This is a genomic window from Streptomyces sp. NPDC054849, from assembly GCF_053610945.1.
The window spans coordinates 47226-63983 of record NZ_JBSGZI010000022.1; the positions used below are offsets into that span (position 1 = coordinate 47226).

At 72.2% G+C, this 16758-nt stretch carries 16 protein-coding genes and 1 riboswitch; of the genes, 3 read left to right on the forward strand and 13 right to left on the reverse strand.

The window, feature by feature from the left end:
* Nucleotides 1-77: 77 nt before the first annotated feature.
* From ACWGIF_RS13080 to ACWGIF_RS13100, 5 genes are all read right to left on the reverse strand, one after another.
* Nucleotides 78-629 carry an N-acetyltransferase family protein gene (locus tag ACWGIF_RS13080; RefSeq protein WP_453495422.1) on the reverse strand — a complete coding sequence of 184 codons (552 nt, stop codon included), beginning with the start codon at nucleotides 627-629 and terminating at the stop codon, nucleotides 78-80.
* 123 nt (nucleotides 630-752) lie between these two features.
* Nucleotides 753-1628, reverse strand: coding sequence for an ABC transporter ATP-binding protein (locus ACWGIF_RS13085; RefSeq protein WP_453495556.1), 876 nt, complete (start codon nucleotides 1626-1628; stop codon nucleotides 753-755).
* Nucleotides 1598-2686, reverse strand: a complete 1089-nt coding sequence (locus ACWGIF_RS13090) for a FecCD family ABC transporter permease (protein WP_453495425.1) — start codon at nucleotides 2684-2686, stop codon at nucleotides 1598-1600. Before ACWGIF_RS13090 ends, ACWGIF_RS13085 begins: the two co-directional genes overlap by 31 nt.
* Nucleotides 2687-2691: 5 nt before the next feature.
* A complete protein-coding gene (locus ACWGIF_RS13095; RefSeq protein ID WP_453495428.1) occupies nucleotides 2692-3681 on the reverse strand; it encodes an ABC transporter substrate-binding protein in 990 nt (329 codons plus the stop codon).
* 228 nt (nucleotides 3682-3909) lie between these two features.
* Nucleotides 3910-4119: a hypothetical protein gene (locus tag ACWGIF_RS13100; RefSeq protein WP_453495431.1), complete on the reverse strand. Its 210-nt coding sequence runs from the start codon at nucleotides 4117-4119 to the stop codon at nucleotides 3910-3912.
* Between the two features lie 68 nt (nucleotides 4120-4187).
* A riboswitch (cobalamin riboswitch) is annotated at nucleotides 4188-4413 on the reverse strand.
* Between the two features lie 117 nt (nucleotides 4414-4530).
* Here ACWGIF_RS13100 and ACWGIF_RS13105 point away from each other — a divergent pair.
* Nucleotides 4531-5745 (forward strand): hypothetical protein, encoded by a 1215-nt coding sequence (locus tag ACWGIF_RS13105; RefSeq protein WP_453495434.1) that lies wholly within the window; start codon nucleotides 4531-4533, stop codon nucleotides 5743-5745.
* 156 nt (nucleotides 5746-5901) lie between these two features.
* Here the strand turns inward: ACWGIF_RS13105 and ACWGIF_RS13110 are convergent, their stop codons facing one another.
* The 6 genes from ACWGIF_RS13110 to ACWGIF_RS13135 all read right to left on the reverse strand — a co-directional run bounded on the left by ACWGIF_RS13110 (nucleotide 5902) and on the right by ACWGIF_RS13135 (nucleotide 11637).
* Nucleotides 5902-6168 (reverse strand): hypothetical protein, encoded by a 267-nt coding sequence (locus tag ACWGIF_RS13110; protein WP_453495436.1) that lies wholly within the window; start codon nucleotides 6166-6168, stop codon nucleotides 5902-5904.
* A 117-nt stretch (nucleotides 6169-6285) separates the two neighbouring features.
* On the reverse strand, nucleotides 6286-7149 hold the full coding sequence (locus tag ACWGIF_RS13115) for an STM4011 family radical SAM protein (protein WP_453495439.1): 864 nt from the start codon (nucleotides 7147-7149) through the stop codon (nucleotides 6286-6288).
* 5 nt (nucleotides 7150-7154) lie between these two features.
* Nucleotides 7155-8576, reverse strand: coding sequence for an STM4012 family radical SAM protein (locus ACWGIF_RS13120; protein WP_453495558.1), 1422 nt, complete (start codon nucleotides 8574-8576; stop codon nucleotides 7155-7157).
* Between the two features lie 35 nt (nucleotides 8577-8611).
* Nucleotides 8612-9418 (reverse strand): STM4013/SEN3800 family hydrolase, encoded by an 807-nt coding sequence (locus tag ACWGIF_RS13125; RefSeq protein WP_453495561.1) that lies wholly within the window; start codon nucleotides 9416-9418, stop codon nucleotides 8612-8614.
* 109 nt (nucleotides 9419-9527) lie between these two features.
* On the reverse strand, nucleotides 9528-10664 hold the full coding sequence (locus ACWGIF_RS13130; protein WP_453495442.1) for an STM4014 family protein: 1137 nt from the start codon (nucleotides 10662-10664) through the stop codon (nucleotides 9528-9530).
* Nucleotides 10665-10674: 10 nt separating this feature from the next.
* Nucleotides 10675-11637 (reverse strand): STM4015 family protein, encoded by a 963-nt coding sequence (locus ACWGIF_RS13135; protein WP_453495445.1) that lies wholly within the window; start codon nucleotides 11635-11637, stop codon nucleotides 10675-10677.
* Nucleotides 11638-11826: 189 nt separating this feature from the next.
* Between ACWGIF_RS13135 and ACWGIF_RS13140 the strand changes: the two genes are divergently transcribed.
* Both ACWGIF_RS13140 and ACWGIF_RS13145 read left to right on the forward strand, forming a co-directional pair.
* The gene (locus ACWGIF_RS13140; RefSeq protein WP_453495448.1) at nucleotides 11827-12153 is read left to right on the forward strand and encodes a hypothetical protein; all 327 of its coding nucleotides are present in this window, start codon (nucleotides 11827-11829) and stop codon (nucleotides 12151-12153) included.
* An 18-nt stretch (nucleotides 12154-12171) separates the two neighbouring features.
* The gene (locus ACWGIF_RS13145; RefSeq protein WP_453495451.1) at nucleotides 12172-13365 is read left to right on the forward strand and encodes a DUF6745 domain-containing protein; all 1194 of its coding nucleotides are present in this window, start codon (nucleotides 12172-12174) and stop codon (nucleotides 13363-13365) included.
* Between the two features lie 79 nt (nucleotides 13366-13444).
* On the opposite strand, the gene ACWGIF_RS13150 is transcribed toward ACWGIF_RS13145, so the two are convergent.
* Nucleotides 13445-14833, reverse strand: a complete 1389-nt coding sequence (locus ACWGIF_RS13150; protein WP_453495454.1) for an MFS transporter — start codon at nucleotides 14831-14833, stop codon at nucleotides 13445-13447.
* Nucleotides 14826-16520: a glycoside hydrolase family 15 protein gene (locus ACWGIF_RS13155; RefSeq protein ID WP_453495458.1), complete on the reverse strand. Its 1695-nt coding sequence runs from the start codon at nucleotides 16518-16520 to the stop codon at nucleotides 14826-14828. Before ACWGIF_RS13155 ends, ACWGIF_RS13150 begins: the two co-directional genes overlap by 8 nt.
* Between the last annotated feature and the right edge of the window lie 238 nt (nucleotides 16521-16758).

Genomic DNA, 16758 nt, shown 5'->3' on the forward strand with positions numbered 1-16758 from the left:
ACTCCCGCCGGGCACTTTGCGCCCCGCCCGGCGGAGGAGGGACCGCAACACGTCGCCGGACGGCTGGATCGGGACGGTCAGAGGGTGAGACTCATGAGGATTTCGTCCCGGTCCTCACCAGGGGCGATCCGCAACGCGCCGGGCAGGCGGCCGATCTCCACCCAGCCGGCCTTGCCGTAGAAGTCCTCGAGCCCGAGTCCCGCTCGTGCGGCCAGTGTCAGCCTCTCCAAGCCCATCTCGTCCCGGGCCACGTCACGTACCCGGCCCATCAGTGCGGCGCCGATCCCGCGACCGCGGAACCGCGGGTGGGTCTGGACGTGGTTGACGACGCCGCAATGCGCCACGAGCGGATGGAGATCGCGCCGGACGATCAGCCAGCCGGCGAGCGCACCCCCGACGAGGGCGACGAGCAGTCTGCTGCGCCGGGGATCGAGACCGTGGACGAGTTCGTCCACGACGGGGCCGACGTCGCGTGCGCTCACCGGCGGCAGCGGGAATCCGGCGGCGATGACCGCGCCACCGGTGTTGGCCACCGTCTCCCAGCAGGCGATGAGCTGCCGTCTGAGCTCAGGGGTGACGCCCTCGGGTCGGGAGATCACCTCGAACGCGAGGGCCGTGTGTGCCGTCATGTCCGCCAGCCTCCCAGAGGCGACGCCGAGGAGGCAGCACCTCGGCCCCGGCCGATGCGGGCCGCCTGGGCCGGCCGTTCAGAGCCGTCCGACCGTGCGGCGCCGGCTCCGCCGCCTGATCCCTCAGCCCTGGCGAACGGCTGTGTCTCCTCCCTCCAGGCCTTCGGCGGCCGGCCGTTCGCAGCCGGACAGGACGCTGACGAAGGGCACCCCGGTGCGAGGATGCTCGATGACCTCGGCCTCGACCTCGTACACGTCGGACAGGAGCGGGGCCGTGAGGACCTCCTCGGGCCGTCCGGTGGCCACGACGCGGCCACCGGCCATGACACAGATCCGGTCGCAGAAGGCCGCGGCGAGGTTCAGGTCGTGGAGCGCGACGACAGCGGTGACGCCGAGCCTGCGCACGAGCCGGAGGGCGTCGAGCTGGTGGCGCAGGTCCAGGTGGTTGGTCGGCTCGTCCAGCACCATGGTCCCGGTGCGCTGCGCGAGGGCGCGGGCGATCAGTACCCGCTGCTTCTCGCCGCCCGAGAGGCGGTCGAACGGGGCATGGGCGAGGCCGTCGACGTGAAGCCGGGCCAAGGACCGCGTGATGATGGCGCGGTCGTCCGCGTCGTCGCCCGCGAAGGCCCGCTTGTGCGGGGTGCGGCCCATGGCGACCACGTCGTACACGCTCAGCTCGAAGTCCCCGGAGGTTTCCTGCAGTACGGCCGCCAGCCGCTGGGCGAGTCGCCTGCCCGGCATCCGCCAGACGTCCTCACCGTCGAGCAGGACGCGGCCCGTGGTGGGGCGCAGAGCCCGGTAGAAGGTGCGCAGCAGGGTGGATTTGCCGGCGCCGTTGGGGCCGACCAGGCCCACCACCTCGCCGGGCGCCACGTGCAGCGACGCCTGGTGGACCAGGGACTTGCCGTTCACCACGACGCTGACGCCCTCGGCGGCGAGTGCACCGGGTGCGGAGATCGGTCGGTTCGTCACCGGGTCGCCTTCCGTCGCATCAGCCAGAGGAAGAAGGGTCCGCCGACGAGGGCGGTGAGGAGGCCGACGGGTATCTCCTCGGGGCTCATGAGCGTGCGCGCGGCGAGGTCGGCGGAGATCAGGAAGGCCGCCCCCAGAAGGGCTGCGGCGGGCAGCGCGCGCCGGTGGTCGGCGCCCACGAGCAGGCGCACCACGTGCGGCATGATCAGTCCGACGAAACCGATCTGCCCGCTGACCGCGACGATGGTGCCGATCATCAGGGCGACCAGGGTGAACAGGGCGCCGCGGAAGCGGTGGACGTCCAGGCCGAGGGCCGCGGCGGCTTCCTCCCCGGCGAGCAGGAGATTGAGCGGACGGCAGACGCCGAGGAGGACGGCCGTCCCGAGCAGGACCGCACCGACGGGGATCCACACCGTGGTCCAGGTGGTCCCGGCCAGCCCGCCGAGCATCCAGCGCAGCGCGGACTGCGTCTTGTGCGGATCGTTCGAGGTCACGATCAGGAAGCCGGCCAGCGCCGACAGCACCTCGGCCGTGGCCACACCCGCCAGGACCAGCCGTACCGTCGTCATCCTGCCGCCGGAGCGGGCGAGGAAGTAGACGGCGACCAAGGCGGCCAGGGCGCCGCAGAAGGCGGCCACCGGCAGGGTGAACAGCCCGAACACGGTCAGGTTCAGGACCAGGACGAGTACGGCGCCGACCGAGGCGCCCGAGGACACGCCCAGCAACATGGGATCGGCCAGCGGATTGCGGACCAGGGCCTGGAGCGCCATTCCGGCCACCGCCAGGCCCGCACCGACCACGCCGGCCAGCAGGACCCGGGGCAGGCGTACGTCGACGACGATCGTCTCGCGCACCGGGGTCCACGTCGGGTCTGCGAGGGCCGGGTGAAGGCGGTGCAGGAGGATGCTCCACACCTGCTCGGCCGGGACGCTGACCGAGCCCGCCGCGACCGCGGCCGTGGCGGCGCAGGCCGCCAGGACAGCCAGGAAGGCCAGGACCAGGCTGTAGGGGATCCCGGGGCGCCGCGCGGGACCGGGCCGGCCCTCCTCGCGAAGGCCGGCCCCTTCGGCCGCCGGGACCTTCACCCCGGTCACTGGACGCGGCCCGGGTGAAGCTGCTTCGCCAGCGACTCGACGGCCGACGGCATCCGGACGCCGAGCACCGTGGAGGACAGCGGCAGGACCGCGAACCGCTGGTTCTTGATCGCGGGCACGTCCTTCAGCGCCGGGTGGGTGAGCAGGAACTTCTTCTTGTCCTCGACGGACTGGTCCCCGTAGTCGTAGATGACGACGGCCTCGGGGGAGCGCTGCGCCACCTGCTCGAACGAGACGTCGCCGAAGGCCTTGTCGAGGTCGGCGAAGAGGTTCACCCCGCCGGCCCGCCGGATCATCTCGTTGCCGATGCCCTTGCCGCCCGCGGTGAACGCCGTTGTGTCCCCGCTGTCGTACACGAAGAGCTTGACCGGGGTGACGCCGGTGAGCCGGGTCTCGACCTTGTCGAGGGTGGCGTGCAGTTTCCCCAACTGCTCCTCGGCCCGTGTGGGTACGCCGAAGATCTTGGCGACCGTGCGGATCTCCTCGTCCATGGAGGCGACGTTCACCGGGCCGGTGGGGCACTCCTCGGTGTTGAGGTGGGTGTTGATCCCCGCCTTGGTGAAGGCGGCCCGGCTGCGGCCCTCCTTCTCGTCGAAGGTGGAGGACCAGCCGCCGTAGACGAAGTCGGGCTCGGCCTCCAACAGCGCCTCGAAGGACGGGTATTCCTTCGACAGCACCTTCACGCTGTCGTAGGCGGCCTGGTACTCGGGGAGGATCCTGTCGTCGAGATAGCCCGTGCCCGCCATCGACTTCTCCAGGCCGAGCGACAGCATGACCTCGGTCGCGTGCTGGTTGAGCGAAACGGCGCGCTGCGGCGGACGCTGATAGGTGGTCTCCACCCCGCAGTTGGCGACGGTGACGGGAAAGCCCTGCGAGATCGCACCCGACGACGGGGTGGCGGCGGGCGTGGCCGTACCTCCGCAGCCGGATATCAGCAGGGACACAGTCAGTGCGGACAGCACGGATTTCGGGTGGTTGCGGGGCATGGGTGGTCCTCTCACCGCAGATGGATTCGGATGGTGCCCAGGGGAAGCCGGCCGGCCCGGTGCAGCTCGCTGCGGGGCGGCATGGCGAGGGCGCATGCGGGCGCACATGGGGCGCGCAGGGTCGAGCACGGTGCTTCGTGCCACGACGGGGGGCAAGGCGACGTCCCCGCACGACCCGATGCCCTGGGAGGGCAGGGCGTCTCACGGGCCGGTGTAACGGCCCGTCGCCTACGAGGGGTTCGGCCCGGGGATGTCGCGGGCCGGGACGGGACGCGCTCTGCCCGCGGCGTCTGTCGCGACGAAGGTCGTCTCCGCGCCGCCGTGGACGGCGCCGTACAGGTCGGTGTCGTGCTCACTCGTGATGTGGGCGAGCGTCACCCGGGACTCACCCGGACTCCTGGAAACGCACCCTGCGGTGATGACGGTCGGGTCGGCCACGTCAACTCTCCTTCGCGAGTCGCGGCAGAAAGGCCCCGGAGCATGTTCTTCGGGACCCCGCATGACACTTCGGCATGCGGGCAGTGGCAGGTCTTCGGACTCGCGGGCACACCTTCCGGTTTCCCGGTCGGCACCTACTGACCGTCGCTTCCCAGGACCGGTTCCGGTCCCAGTGCTCATGACGGCGCTCGTTCCCACTCACCGCTGCGGGGCAGTCCCGGATTCCCACCGGGTTCCCTCTTACGACGCATCCCGCCTGGCGGACGGGGCGAACCAGCTGCACCGACAGCCTACCCGTGAGAAGGACCGTGCAGGCGGGAACCACGTGCTCAGCCCCCCAACCGGTCGGTCTCCCACCTCCGTTCGAATAAGGAGAGGAGGTCGCCCGGCTGCGCCGAGTAGCATCCCGGGATGCCCCAGACGATCGAGACGCTGAGCCCCGAAGCCGGGCGGACCGACACCGCGGGACTGCGCGGGTACGACGCGGACTCCCTGGCACGGTGCGCGGTCGATACGGCTCAGCCGTGGTGGCGCCGCAGGGCCTGCGCGCAGGCGCTGGCCGGACGGGTCCCCGAGCGGCGCGTGGCCGAACTGATCGGGTGCGTCCAGGACACCGGCGACGTGGCCGAGGTGCGCATCGCCTTGCTGGACCTCCTCGCGGACCGGCCGGAACTGCTCCCCTGGCTACGGCACGAGGACCGGATCCAGGACAGCTCGTACCGCGTGCCCGAGGCGGTACTGAAGACCCGTGCCGCGCTCGGAGACCGCACGGCGGCGGGTGCCCTGGCGACGCTCGCCTTCAGTCCGTGGCGTCACCGGCGGGAGATCGGCGAGGCGGGACTGGACGAACTGGCCGCGCGGTACGGGGTCGAGGAGGTCCTGGCCGAACTCGGCGGGGCCCGGCCCGAGGACCGCTCCATCGGCGTCCGTCTGCGGCAGCGCGCCGGTGAGGACGTGACCGGCGCGCTCGCCGACCCCGACCGGGCCGTCGCGTACCGCGCCCAGGCGTTCCTGACCGACCCCGAACGGCTGCGCGGCTACCTGGACGAGGCGCCGACGCAGGAGGCGAAGCTGTGGGCCCTGTACGCACTGCACCGTCTGACCGACGACACCGCCGAGACCCGCAGGGTGTACGAGGCGCTGGGGCGGCCCCGCGTCGAGGTGGCCGGCCTGGACGAGGAGCTGCGCGCGGCGATCGTTCACGAGTACGGGCAGTGGTGCGAGGAGCGGAGCGATCCGCGGTGGCGGATCGAGGCCCTGTGCACCGAACGGCCGTCCGGTTCCGATGCCGCCGAGCGGCTGCTCCGGGCCACGGCCGCGCTCACCGCCGCGGGACTCGCGCCGAAGGCTCCGGTCTCCTGCGGAGAGGCCAACAGCCAGGGGGACGGTACCTACGACGTGATCGGCTACGGCGCGGGCGACCGCGAGGTGCACATCAGCACTCTCGGCCGCTTCGCCGCCGATCACGACGACGATCCGGCTGTCCGCCGCGCCCTTGAAACGGCCGGCTTCCGCTGGATCGACCCTGCCGTCGGCTCGGTCCGGGTCACCGGCCTCGGGGTGTACTACTTCGGCAGCCGCGAGCCGTTGGACGTCCACACGCTGTTGTTCTACTGGCAGGACTAGACATCGCCATCGGAGCGCGCACCACACCGGCGCGCTCAACGGTGTGGCCCCGGGCTGCTGGGTCCGGGGCCACAGGGGGCTGCTTTCGGCAGTGGACGAGGTCACCGGTACCGGGGCCGGCCGGCCCGGCGCCGTTCGTGGTCGCCGAGCTGGTGCTCAGCCCATTTCGTCGCGGATCACGTTGCGGTGCTGCTCGTAGACGAGCCGCGCGTCGGCGTCCGGGAGCGCCGACGTCGTGAGGCCGCAGGCGCAGGTGACCACCGTGAGGTCGCACAGAGCGCGCAGGGTTTGCCCCGCGGGGCTGGTCCGGGCCGCCCCCGCCGGCTTCTCGTACCGGAGGTGGTGCGGGTAGTGAGGTCTGCGTACAACGTCCGGGGCGACGTGGGCGCTGGAGTCGTCGAGGGTGAAGCGGTGCTCGCTCATGGGTCCAGTGTGTCTTCTGCCGGACGCGAGTAACGAGCGCACGCGCGGCAGAACGCGACGACGCCATCACCGAGCTGCCCGCGGGACACCGGTGAACCGTTCGGCGGGTCGCCGCGCCTACCGCCTCGCAGGTGCCGCCCGGGTCTCGGGAATGCGTTCGAGGACGCCGCCCGCGAAGACGTCGTAGAGCGGGAGGGACTCCAGATGGACGTAGCCGATGTGACAGTCGCAGACGGCCAGGGGGCAGGGCCGGGGGCTCAGGGCGGCCCGGTATGAGCCGTCGTAGAGATTGCCGAGATCGGTTCGGACGAAGTGGCAGCGGCGGACCGTGCCGTCGCCGTCCACCGAAATGACCGACTCCCCCGTGCGGCACGGCAGCCCGGCCGAGCGGTGGGGGTGGCGGCTGTACGGGAAGAGCGGGTCCAGGGCGGTCCAGTCGTCCGCCTCGGCATCGGTGTACGTGTGGCCCTCGGCGGCATTGGCCCAGAGGTAGACGTGGTCGGGCAGATCCGCGCGCAGCCGGCGCGCGTGGGGCAGGTTTTCGGGCAGGCCGACGATGCCGACGCTGTGGCGGATGCCCCGTTCGTGCAGCTCCCCGACCTTCGACAGGAAGCGTGCGTAGGGCGTCTGGCCTGGGTGGTACGTGCACCAGAGGGCCACGGTGGCCGGGTCCGCCTCGGCGAGCCAGTCCGTCCGGCAGCTGAGGTTGGTCTGGATGACGACGCGTTCGACGTGCGGCTGGTGCGAGAGGTCCACGAGGGCGCGGCGGTACCAGGACCGGACCAGGCCCTCGCCCCAGGGGGTGAAGAGGATCGAGAGCCGGTCGTCGCGCTGCGCCGCCGCCCATGCGGTGAAGCGGTCGAGGGCCGCGCGGTCGGCGCGCAGTTGGGCGGCGGTGTCGCGACGCTTGGCGAAGGGGCAGTACGGGCAGTCGTAGTCGCAGGAGGCGAGCGGGCCGCGGTACAGGATGGTCAGGTCCACGGCGGCTACTTCGGATCGTAGGCGGCCATGGCGGCCCGCACGGCGGGTGAGAAGAGCGCCGGGCCTAGGGCGTCGGAGTGGGCGAGCCCCTCCGGGGTCAGGCGCAGCTCCTCGCTCTGCGCCCCGGCTCCTTCGAGCCAGCCGCGGGCGGCGAAGGCGGCGAGTTCGCCGGGGAAGTCCTCGTACGGGTCGGTGCCGAAGCGGTCGCGGTAGTCGGCGAGCGGCATGCCCTGGGCCTGGAGGAGGGACTGCAGGAGGTGGCGGCGGCGCGCCTCGCCGCCGTCGACGAACCTGCCGTGCACGGCGCGCCCGAAGTCGTCGGTGGCCGTGTAGTCGTCGATGATCGACCGGATCTCGCCCATGTCGACGGCGTAGTCGAAGGAGTAATGGAGGGCCGAGGTGTAGGAGCGGGCGCCGCAGCCCAGGCCGATCATGCCGTCCGTCTGGCATGCGTGGTCGTCGGGCCCCTGCGGCGCGGTGCCGGCCCGGCGGAACATGCGCATCGACACCTGCTCGTATCCGCGGGCGAGGAGGTGGTCGCGGCCCTGACGGTAGAGGTGCAGGCGCTGCTCGTCCCACTGGGTGTCGGTGTGTGCGGTGCGCCGGGCGAGGCCGGTGAGGGGGCGGACGTACAGCGGGTAGAGGTACAACTCCTCGGGCTCCCAGGCGAGCGCCGCGTCCAGGGAGGCGCGCCATGTGGCGGGTGTCTGGCCGTCGATGCCGTAGATGAGGTCGATGTTGAGCACCGGGATGCGGGCCTCGCGGATCCGGCCGAGCGCGGCCTCGACGTCGGCACGGCGCTGAGGGCGTACGGCGGCCCGCGCCTCCGCGTCGACGAAGCTCTGGACGCCGATGCTGAGACGGGTGGCGCCGCGCTCGGCGAGCACGGCGAGCCGGTCGGCGGTCGCGGTGGCGGGTGAGGTCTCGACGGAGAGGGGGACGGCGCGCAGGTCGGCGCCCAGGCGCCGCTCGGCGATGTCGCAGAGCCGGGTCAGCTCGTCGGCGGTGAGGAAGGTCGGCGTGCCGCCGCCGAACGCGGCGTTGACGAACCTGACCGGGCCGTCGTCGCCGTTGCCGAGGGCCTCGTGGACGGCGGCGGCCTGGCGGTCGAGTGCGTCGAGGTAGCGGCCGGTGAGGCCGTCGGGCGCCCCGATGCGGGTGAAGAGGTTGCAGAAGCCGCAGCGGACCTCGCAGAAGGGTATGTGGAGGTAGAGGGAGAGCGCGTTCTTGTCCTCGCCGCGCCAGAGGTCGCGCAGGGCGGGCCGGTCGGGCAGCGGGCGGTAAGCGGTCTTGTGGGGGTAGGCGTAGACGTAGCTCTGGTAGGGGCGGACCTGGCGACCGGTGTCCGCCTCGGTGGGAGTGGCGGTGGCAGCAGTGGCAGCGGTGGCGGCGGTGGCGGCGCCGGCCAGGGCGGGCGCGGTGTCCATGCCGGTGCCGGTGCCGGCAGCGGTGGCGGTGGCGGTCATGCGGACGGCTCCAGGAAGAAGTGGGCGTACGGCACGGTCCACACGGCCTCGTGGGCGAGGCGGTGGCCGGTGTAGCCGTCGTCGCCGTAGGTCGTGCCGTGGTCGGAGCAGACGAGGGCGAAGCAGCGGCGGCGCGAGCTCATGGCGGCGAAGAGCCGGCCGATGTGGCGGTCGATGTACTCCAGGGCGGCGGCGTGGGTGGCGCGGCTGTCCCCCGCCTCGCGGGTGGCGCCGGGCAGGTGGAACCAGTTGGGCTGGTGCAGTGCGGACGCGTTGAGGAAGAGGAACAGCCGCTGCTCCGCGGCGAGGGATCCGACGATCCGCTCCGCCCGCTCCACCTGCGCCTCGAAGGAGGTCGGGGACGCCACGCCGAACTCCGGCTCCCAGTGGCTCTCCTGGAACATCCCGGGGAGTACGTCGCCCAGGGCGCCCTGTTTGTTGAAGAAGCCGACGCCGCCCACGCACACGGTGCGGTACCCGGCCGCGGCCAGACCGGAGACCAGGTCCGGGGTGTCGAAGACGTAGGTGCGTCCGGCGGTGGTCTCGCTGCCGGCGAAGCGCGCGGCGAACAGCCTCGGGTGCGGTCCCGGCACGGCCGGGGTGGGCAGGAATCCGGCGAACATCGCCTGGTGGGACGCATAGGTGAAGCTGCCCGGGGCATGCCGCCGCTCCCACGCGCCGCCGGGCAGATGGCGGGCCAGATGCGGGATGCGACCTGCTGCGGCCAGTTCCGCCGCGACGTCGTACCGGAGGGTGTCCAGGGTGAGCAGGAGCAGGTCGTCGCGGCCGACGACCTCGTTCATGTCGGGCCCAGCCGTTTCCGGCGCGTTCCCACCGGGCTCGTTCACACGCGGCTCGTTCGTGCGCGTCCCGGTGGCACGGGGCTCGGACGTGCCAGGGATCGGGCCGTGCTCAGGCTGTTGCATGGTGGTGCTTCCTCGCGTGGTGCTGCGGACGTGCGCGGTGCCGTACGTACGGCGGGGCGGCGGCGACCTGGGCGGCGTACGTGTCGAGGCCCTCGGCTCCGCTGCCCGGCAGGCCGCTCAGGCCGGGCAGCAGGTCACCGAAGGCGTTGACCTCCGCGACGGCGAACCGCCGCCAGCCGACCGCGGGCAGCAGGTCGACGCCGACGCACAGGGTGCCGGGGAAACAGGCCGCGGCCCGTTCGCAGATGTCCAGGGCGTCGGCCCAGCCGGGGCCCGCCGCCTCGACCACGGCGGACAGGTCGCCGCGGGTCCCGCCGAGGTGGAGGTTGGTCATGGGCGAGTGGCTCGTGCGGACCACGGCGTGGGTGGCCCGGCCCGCCACGACGACGACGCGCAGGTCGGCCGCGCGGCCTCCCAGGGAGGCCTTGGGCCACCAGCGTTCCACGTGGAGTCCGTCGGGGGCGAGTGCGTCGACCAGCGCGGCGGTCTCCCGCTCGCCCGTGAGGCGCCGCACCCGCAGGGAATTGTGCAGGCGTCCGTCCTGGGCCGTCTCGACCGAGGTGGTGGCCCGGACGCGGCCCCGGCCGGCCGTCTCGACGGCGACGATGCCGGACGCGGACGAGCCGTGGGCGAGTTTCACGAACACGCGGGGCATGTCGTGCGCGTCCATGAGGGCACGTACGTCGTCCCAGCCGCGCACCGGTGTACCGCCGCCGGAGGTGGGGGACCGGGGAACGGGTACCCCGGCGGTGTCCAGGGTGCGGTGGCAGTGCCGCTTGTCGAAGAGGACGGCCAGTTCGTCGGGGTCGTCGAGGCGTACGCCGCCGGTGAGGCTCCGTACGGCCGCGGTGAATCGCGCGTACCAGCGTGCGCCGCCCTCCACGCGGGTGGGGTCGTCAAGGCCGCGCAGGGCCCGGTCCACCTCGGCGTTCTCCCCCGGGGAGTCGAGGCGTACGAACTCGTCGGTGGCGAACGCGGCACCGCCCTCGCGCAGGACGGAGGTCCAGGGCACGATGCGGGGCGCGGACAGCCCGGAGTCGCGGACGGCCCGGGTGAACAGGGCGACGCGGCGGTTCTCCGGGTTGCCGACGACCGCCCAGCGCGGGGGCGTGTGCTCCGTCATGGCCGCCGCGCTACTCGCCGACGGCCACGAAGCGCCAGACGCGGCCGTCCCACTCGTCCTCGTCGGCGCGGCCCCGGTCGAGGTTCAGCCGAACGCCGGCGCTCTCCAGGGTCTCCCGGAAGCGCTCCTTCAGCGGGTCGCTGAGGTAGTTGTGGTGGAGGTCGAGGGCGGCGAGGTGGGTGAGGGGCTGGCCGCCGAGCAGTGCGGCGCCGCCCTGGTCGGTGAGGACACCCATGGACAGGTCGAGGATCTCCAGCCGGGCGACGACCGGCGCGGAGGCCATGGCCGTTGCGATCTCGTCCTGGATGTCGCTGTTGCGCAGGCCGAGGTGGGACAAGCTCGGCAGACGGTCGCCGGCCATGATCGGTTCCAGGTCGCCGAGCGTGCAGTCGCCGCTGTACTCCGCCGTGCCCAGCCAGAGGTCGAGGCGCTCCAGGGCGGGCAGGTCGCCGGCGGCGACGTTGCGTACGGCCCGGGCGGGCATTCCGCCGGTCTCGACGGTGAGGGAGCGCAGCCGCTGGTGGGTGAAGGGAGGGATGACGAGGCCGCTGCCCCCGCGGACCCCGAACTCCTCCAGTTCGGGGAAGCCGTCGAGGAGCGGGCCGACGTCGCCCTGGTTGATCCAGGAGATCTCGCACTCCTCGGACTCCATGTCCCCGAGGAACAGGGCCCGCAGAGCGGGGAGTCGGGGGCGGGCGTCGAGGAGCGCGGCGATGATTTCCGCGGGGCCGCTGTCGTACGCGTCCTCCCATGCGCCGACGACGATCGCGCGGACGCGGGTGGTGTCGACGGCCGCGGTGAACCGGGCGAACGCCTCGGGCCAGGTCTCCTCCGCATCGTAGGTGTCGGAGGAGACCCGCCATGCGACGGCGTCCGCCTCGGGCAGCCGGTCCATGCCCTTCTCGTCGCCGGACCCCGGAAAGTCGAAGACGGGCAGTCCGTACGACTCCCGCAGATGGCTCGCGTAACTCATGGTCCCCGCCGTTCCTCGCCTGTCTCGTCCGGTGCTGAGTCCGGTGCGCCGCTTCCGATGCGTCAGCAAGTTGTAGCAAGCGGCTCTGACACCGCCCGAGGCAGGGCGGGTGAAGAGCCGTTGTCAGTGCCTCGCCGTAGCTTCGGAAACGACGCGGCGCACCGGGCGGCGCGTGGGAAGGGGACACGCATGTACCGGCAGGGGGACGTTCTCATCGTGCCGCTCGCGGAGGCGGAGGTGCCGCTGTACGCCGCGGATGCGCCTTCGGAACCGCGGGACGGGCGCGGGCGGCTCGTACTGGCGCTGGGCGAGGTGACCGGGCACGCACACGCCGTGCTGGGGCCGGGCCGGCTGGTGCGGGAGCCGGGACCGCTGGCGCCGCTCCTGCTGCATCTGCCCGACGGAGGGCGGGTGGTGCACGAGGAGCACGCAGCGATACCGCTGCCGAAGGGCTGGTACCGGGTGGTCCGGCAGCGGGAGTACGTGCCGGGCTCGGTGCGGATCGTGGCGGACTGAGTGACGGCGGGAGATGTGGTGAGCGCGACGGAGGGGGCCTTGGTGGAGGGGACGGACGAGGTGGGCGGGGCGGAGCTGCGGGACATGACGGGAGCGGCGGGTGCGAAGGGTGCGACGGACATGACGGACGTGACGGACGTGACGGACGTGACGGTCGATGTGAGGGACCTGCCGGAAGTGACGGGCGCAGTGCACGGTCTTGGCGGGTGGCGGGCGGTCGCGGCGGCGACCGGGCCGGCGGACCGTGCGTCGGCGGAGGCGGGCGTGCGTCTCGCGTACCGCGCGGCGGGCCTCCCCGAACCCGAGCGGATCGTATGGGCGGATTCGCCGCGGGCTGCGATGGGCCTGCTGGGTGATCCGGACGGCCCGTGGGGGACGGACGTGAGGGGGCGGAGCGTGCGGGAGACGGTTCGCAGCGCGCCGTGGGCGGCCGAACGCGCGCGCTCGCAGGAGCGGCTGGGTCCCCGGGGCTGGGGCCGGAGGTGGGGCCTGACGGGCGCCCGGTTGTGGGAGAACACCGAACGGCTGGCCGGGCGTATCCGCACCGGGCTCGTGGAGGAGCTGGCGGAGGACGCCGCAGAGGAGGCGGAGGTCCGACTGCTGCTCCTGGACGCCGTACTGGGTCAGCACGACGCGGCCTGGCTGTGCGCGTTCGACACGGGCGAGGGCGCACCGCTGGAGGGGCTCGCCGCGGTGGCCCGGGCAGCGGGCTGGTGGTGGCCGTACGAGCGGCTGGCCGTGGTGTGCGAGCGCCCGGTGGAGCTGCACCGTGACGAGGCGGGCCGCCTGGACCGCGGTGACGGGCCCGCCCTCGCCTTCCCGGACGGCTTCGCGCTGTACGCGTGGCGTGGGATGCCCGTGCCCGCGGATTTCCTGGCCGGCCTGGACGCGTTGACGCCCGAGCGCATCAGGGAGGAGGAGAACGCGGAGCTGCGCCGGGTGATGCTGGAGCACTACGGCTACGAGCGCTACCTCACCGCATCCGATGCCGAGCCGGTGCACCGGGACGGGACGGGTGTCCTGTGGCGGATGCCGCTCCCGGGCGACGAGGACGTCGTGATGGTGGAGGTGGTCAACTCCACGCCGGAGCCGGACGGTACGAGCCGCACGTACTGGCTGCGGGTGCCCCCGGACACACGGACCGCGAGGCAGGGGGTGGCCTGGACGTTCGGCCTCGACGCGGAGGTGTACTCGCCGATGCGGGAGACCTGACGTCGCGGCCGGCAGCCGCAGCCCTGGACCGACGTGTGGAGGCAAGCGGCCGCGGAGGCCGAGCCGACCGTCCGTCCGGTCAGGCTCCCGTGGCCGGCGCCCTGGGAAGGAACGCCGCGGCGGCGAGTCCTACGAGTCCCACGGCGGCGAGGGCCATCATGGCGGCGGCGTAGGCACTGGTGGTGAGTCCTGCGACGAGGATCGTGCCGGCGACGGCGGTGCCCAGTGAGGAGCCGAGGTTCGACACGCTGCGCGAGAGGCCGGAGATCTCGCCCTGCTGAACCTCGGGGAAGCTCGACTGGACGATGTTGACCGACGGCGTCAGCATCACGCCGAGGCCCAGGCCGAGCAGGAGCAGTCCGGGGGCGAAGGCCCAGGCGCTCGGGAAGCTGTTGACCATGGCGATCAGCACGACGATGCCGGTGACCGTGACGACGAACCCCGCGATGATCAGGGTGCGCTGGGCCCGCTGTTTCGCGAGGCGTTCGGCGGCCAGGGACGAGGCGAGCAGGCCGAGGGTGGCCGCGGTGAAGACGATGCCGGTCTCGATGGCGTCGTAGCCCCGTACGACCTGCAGATAGGCCGCCACTGTGAACGAGGACCCCATGAGCAGCAGCCATTGGACGTTCTGGGTGACGAGCCCGAGATTGGAGGTGCGGTTGCGGAACAGGCTGGTGGACAGCAGCGGTTCCTTGCCGGCCGCCTCGCGGGCGCGTACGTGGCGGAAGAACCACAGCAGAGTCAGTGCGCCGAGGGCGACCAGGCCGGTCATCAGCCAGACGTTGTCGTCGGCGGCCAGGATGCCCAGGACGACGAGGACGAGGCCGGCGGCCGAGAGGAGGGCTCCGACGGTGTCGAAGGGGCGCGTCGGATCCGGCGGCAGGGGATCCTCGAGGTGACGGCTCAGCACGATGATCAACGCGATCACCAGGGCCTGGAAGACGAAGGCGGCCCGCCAGCTGATCCACGTGGTGATGAGCCCGCCGATCAGCGGACCTGCGGCGGCGCCGATGCCGCCCAACGCCATGATCGTCCCGAACGCGCGAGCCCGGGAGGCCATGTCCGTGAAGAGAAGTGTCGTAAGGATGTACACGGGCGGGATGAGCAGGGCCGTGCCGACACCCTCGAGGATCGAGTTGCCGAGGATCAGAACCCCCAGACCCGGGGCGGCCGCGCTCAGCAGGGCGCCGATCCCATAGACGACGAGGCCGGCCAGGAAGCAGCGCTTGCGGCCGTACCGGTCGGTCAGCTTGCCGCCGGGGATCATCAGCGCAGCCATGACGAGCAGGAAGATCGTGATCGCGACCTGCACACCCTGCACGGTGGTGTCGAGGTCCTCACTGATGTCATTGATCATCACGTTCATGTTGGAGCCGGCGAAGCTGCAGATGAACTGAGCGAGGGCGAGCGGGGCGAGGATCCGCCGCTGTGCCGCCGACGGACGTCCCGGCGCATCTGTGTCAGCCACTGGCTTCACCTCCGCTCCCCGCAGGGCGGGGACGTCCGGCCCCGGGGCCCTGCCGTGTCTCCGCCTTGTCGAGCTGTTCGTCGAGGGCCATGGCCGCGGCGACGAGGGCGAGATGAGTGAACGCCTGTGGAAAGTTGCCGAGTTGTTCGCCCGAAGGTCCGATCTCCTCGGCGAACAGGCCGACGTGGTTGGCGTAGGTGAGCATCTTGTCCCGAGGCGACAGGAAGCCGACCCGGGGCATGAGCAGGAGCGAGGCGTCCAGGACGTCGGTGTCGTAGTGCTGTACGAACGCCTGCCGCTCCTCGTTCCACCCGCGTTCGACGATCTGCCGGAAGACCGCGTCGCGGGCCCCTGTCCAGCGGGTGACGTCGGCGGGACGGGAGTGGGTGGTCGCCAGGCGGATGCCGCGGTCGAAGGCGACCCAGGTCATCAGCCGGCTGTAGGTGAAGTTCTGGCGGCCCCCGCGGGTTTCCCAGATGCCTTCGTCCGGGCGGTCCCAGTTGTCGGCGAGCCAGTCCAGGACGTCGCTGATGGCCTTCCAGCCGCGGATGGCGCCCATGTCGCCGGGCACGGCGAGGGCGTCGGCGGCCTCGCCGTAGATGTCGAGCTGGAGCTGGTCGGCCGCCGCGTTGCCCGCCCGTACGGGCGAGGAGCCCATGTAGCCCTCCAGATGGTCGAGGGTCTCCTCGCTCAGATGGGGCTCTCCGTCGACCCGGTACATGATCTGCAGCGGGTCGCCCGATGGGGTCGGGCCGGCCTCGATGCGGTCGCGCAGCCAGCGGCGGAAGGCGTGCGCCTCGTCCTCGAAACCCAGGTCGATCAGGGCCCGGACGGACAGCGAGGCGTCGCGGACCCACGTGTACCGGTAGTCCCAGTTGCGCTCGCCTCCGACCTGCTCGGGCAGTCCCATGGTCGCCGCGGCGATCGGTGCCCCGGTGGGGGCGTACGTCAGCAGCTTGAGGGTGATCGCCGAGCGGTTGACCATGTCGCGCCAGCGGCCGCGGTAGGTGGAGGAGCGCAGCCAGGCGTGCCAGAAGGTGCGGCAGCTCTCCAGCTCGTCGGCGACGTCGTCCGGGGAGGGCGCGAGCGTGCCCGGGTCGCCGCTCGCGGTGCTGGTCAGGACGACAGCGGCCACTTCGCCGGCCCTCAGGGTGAAACGGGCTGTGACGTCGTCACCCTCCCGCTGCAGCGTGACGCGATCTGTCGCCTGAACGTGAAGGTCCGTCCCCGGACCGTGGAAGACCGCCGAGTGGTCATCGGTCCGGGTGAGCGAGTGGGAGGCCCGGGCGTAGTCGAAGCGCGGGCTGCAGGAGAACGTGAAGGACAGGCTGCCCCGGACCACCCGGACGGCCCTGACCAGACGGTGCCGGTCCGTCGGGACGGTGCCCTCGATCGGCTCCATGAAGTCGGCGACCTCGCCGACGCCATCCGGAGTCAGGAAGCGGTTCACCAGGACGGCGGTGTCGGAGAGGTACAGCTGGCGAACCGTCCCACCACTGTCGGCCGGGAGATCCGCGGCGAGTCGGCAGTGGCCTCCTCGCTCACTGTCGAGGAGCGAGCCGAAGATGCTCGGGGAATCGAAGCGTGGCGTACACCACCAGTCGATCGTTCCGCCGGATGACACCAGCGCGGCCGTCTGGAGGTCGCCGATCAGACCGTGCTCGGCGATGGGCGGGTAGTGGTTCACACAAGCCCTCCTTCGTTCGGCCGAGGCCCCGCAGGCCAGCAGACCCCGGACGCTGAGGGAGGCCCTCGCCGGCCCTGCGCCGGCCGAGTACCGCGATGCCCCCGAGACCGTGGCCCCGACGGCTTTGCGGGGTCGACAGCGCCGCCGGAAGGGGGACGGACCCTCTCGCTTCGGTCATGCGCCACGCATAGCCTGCGCCCGGTGTCGGCGCCGCGCATGCGGAGGAGGACGGGCGTTC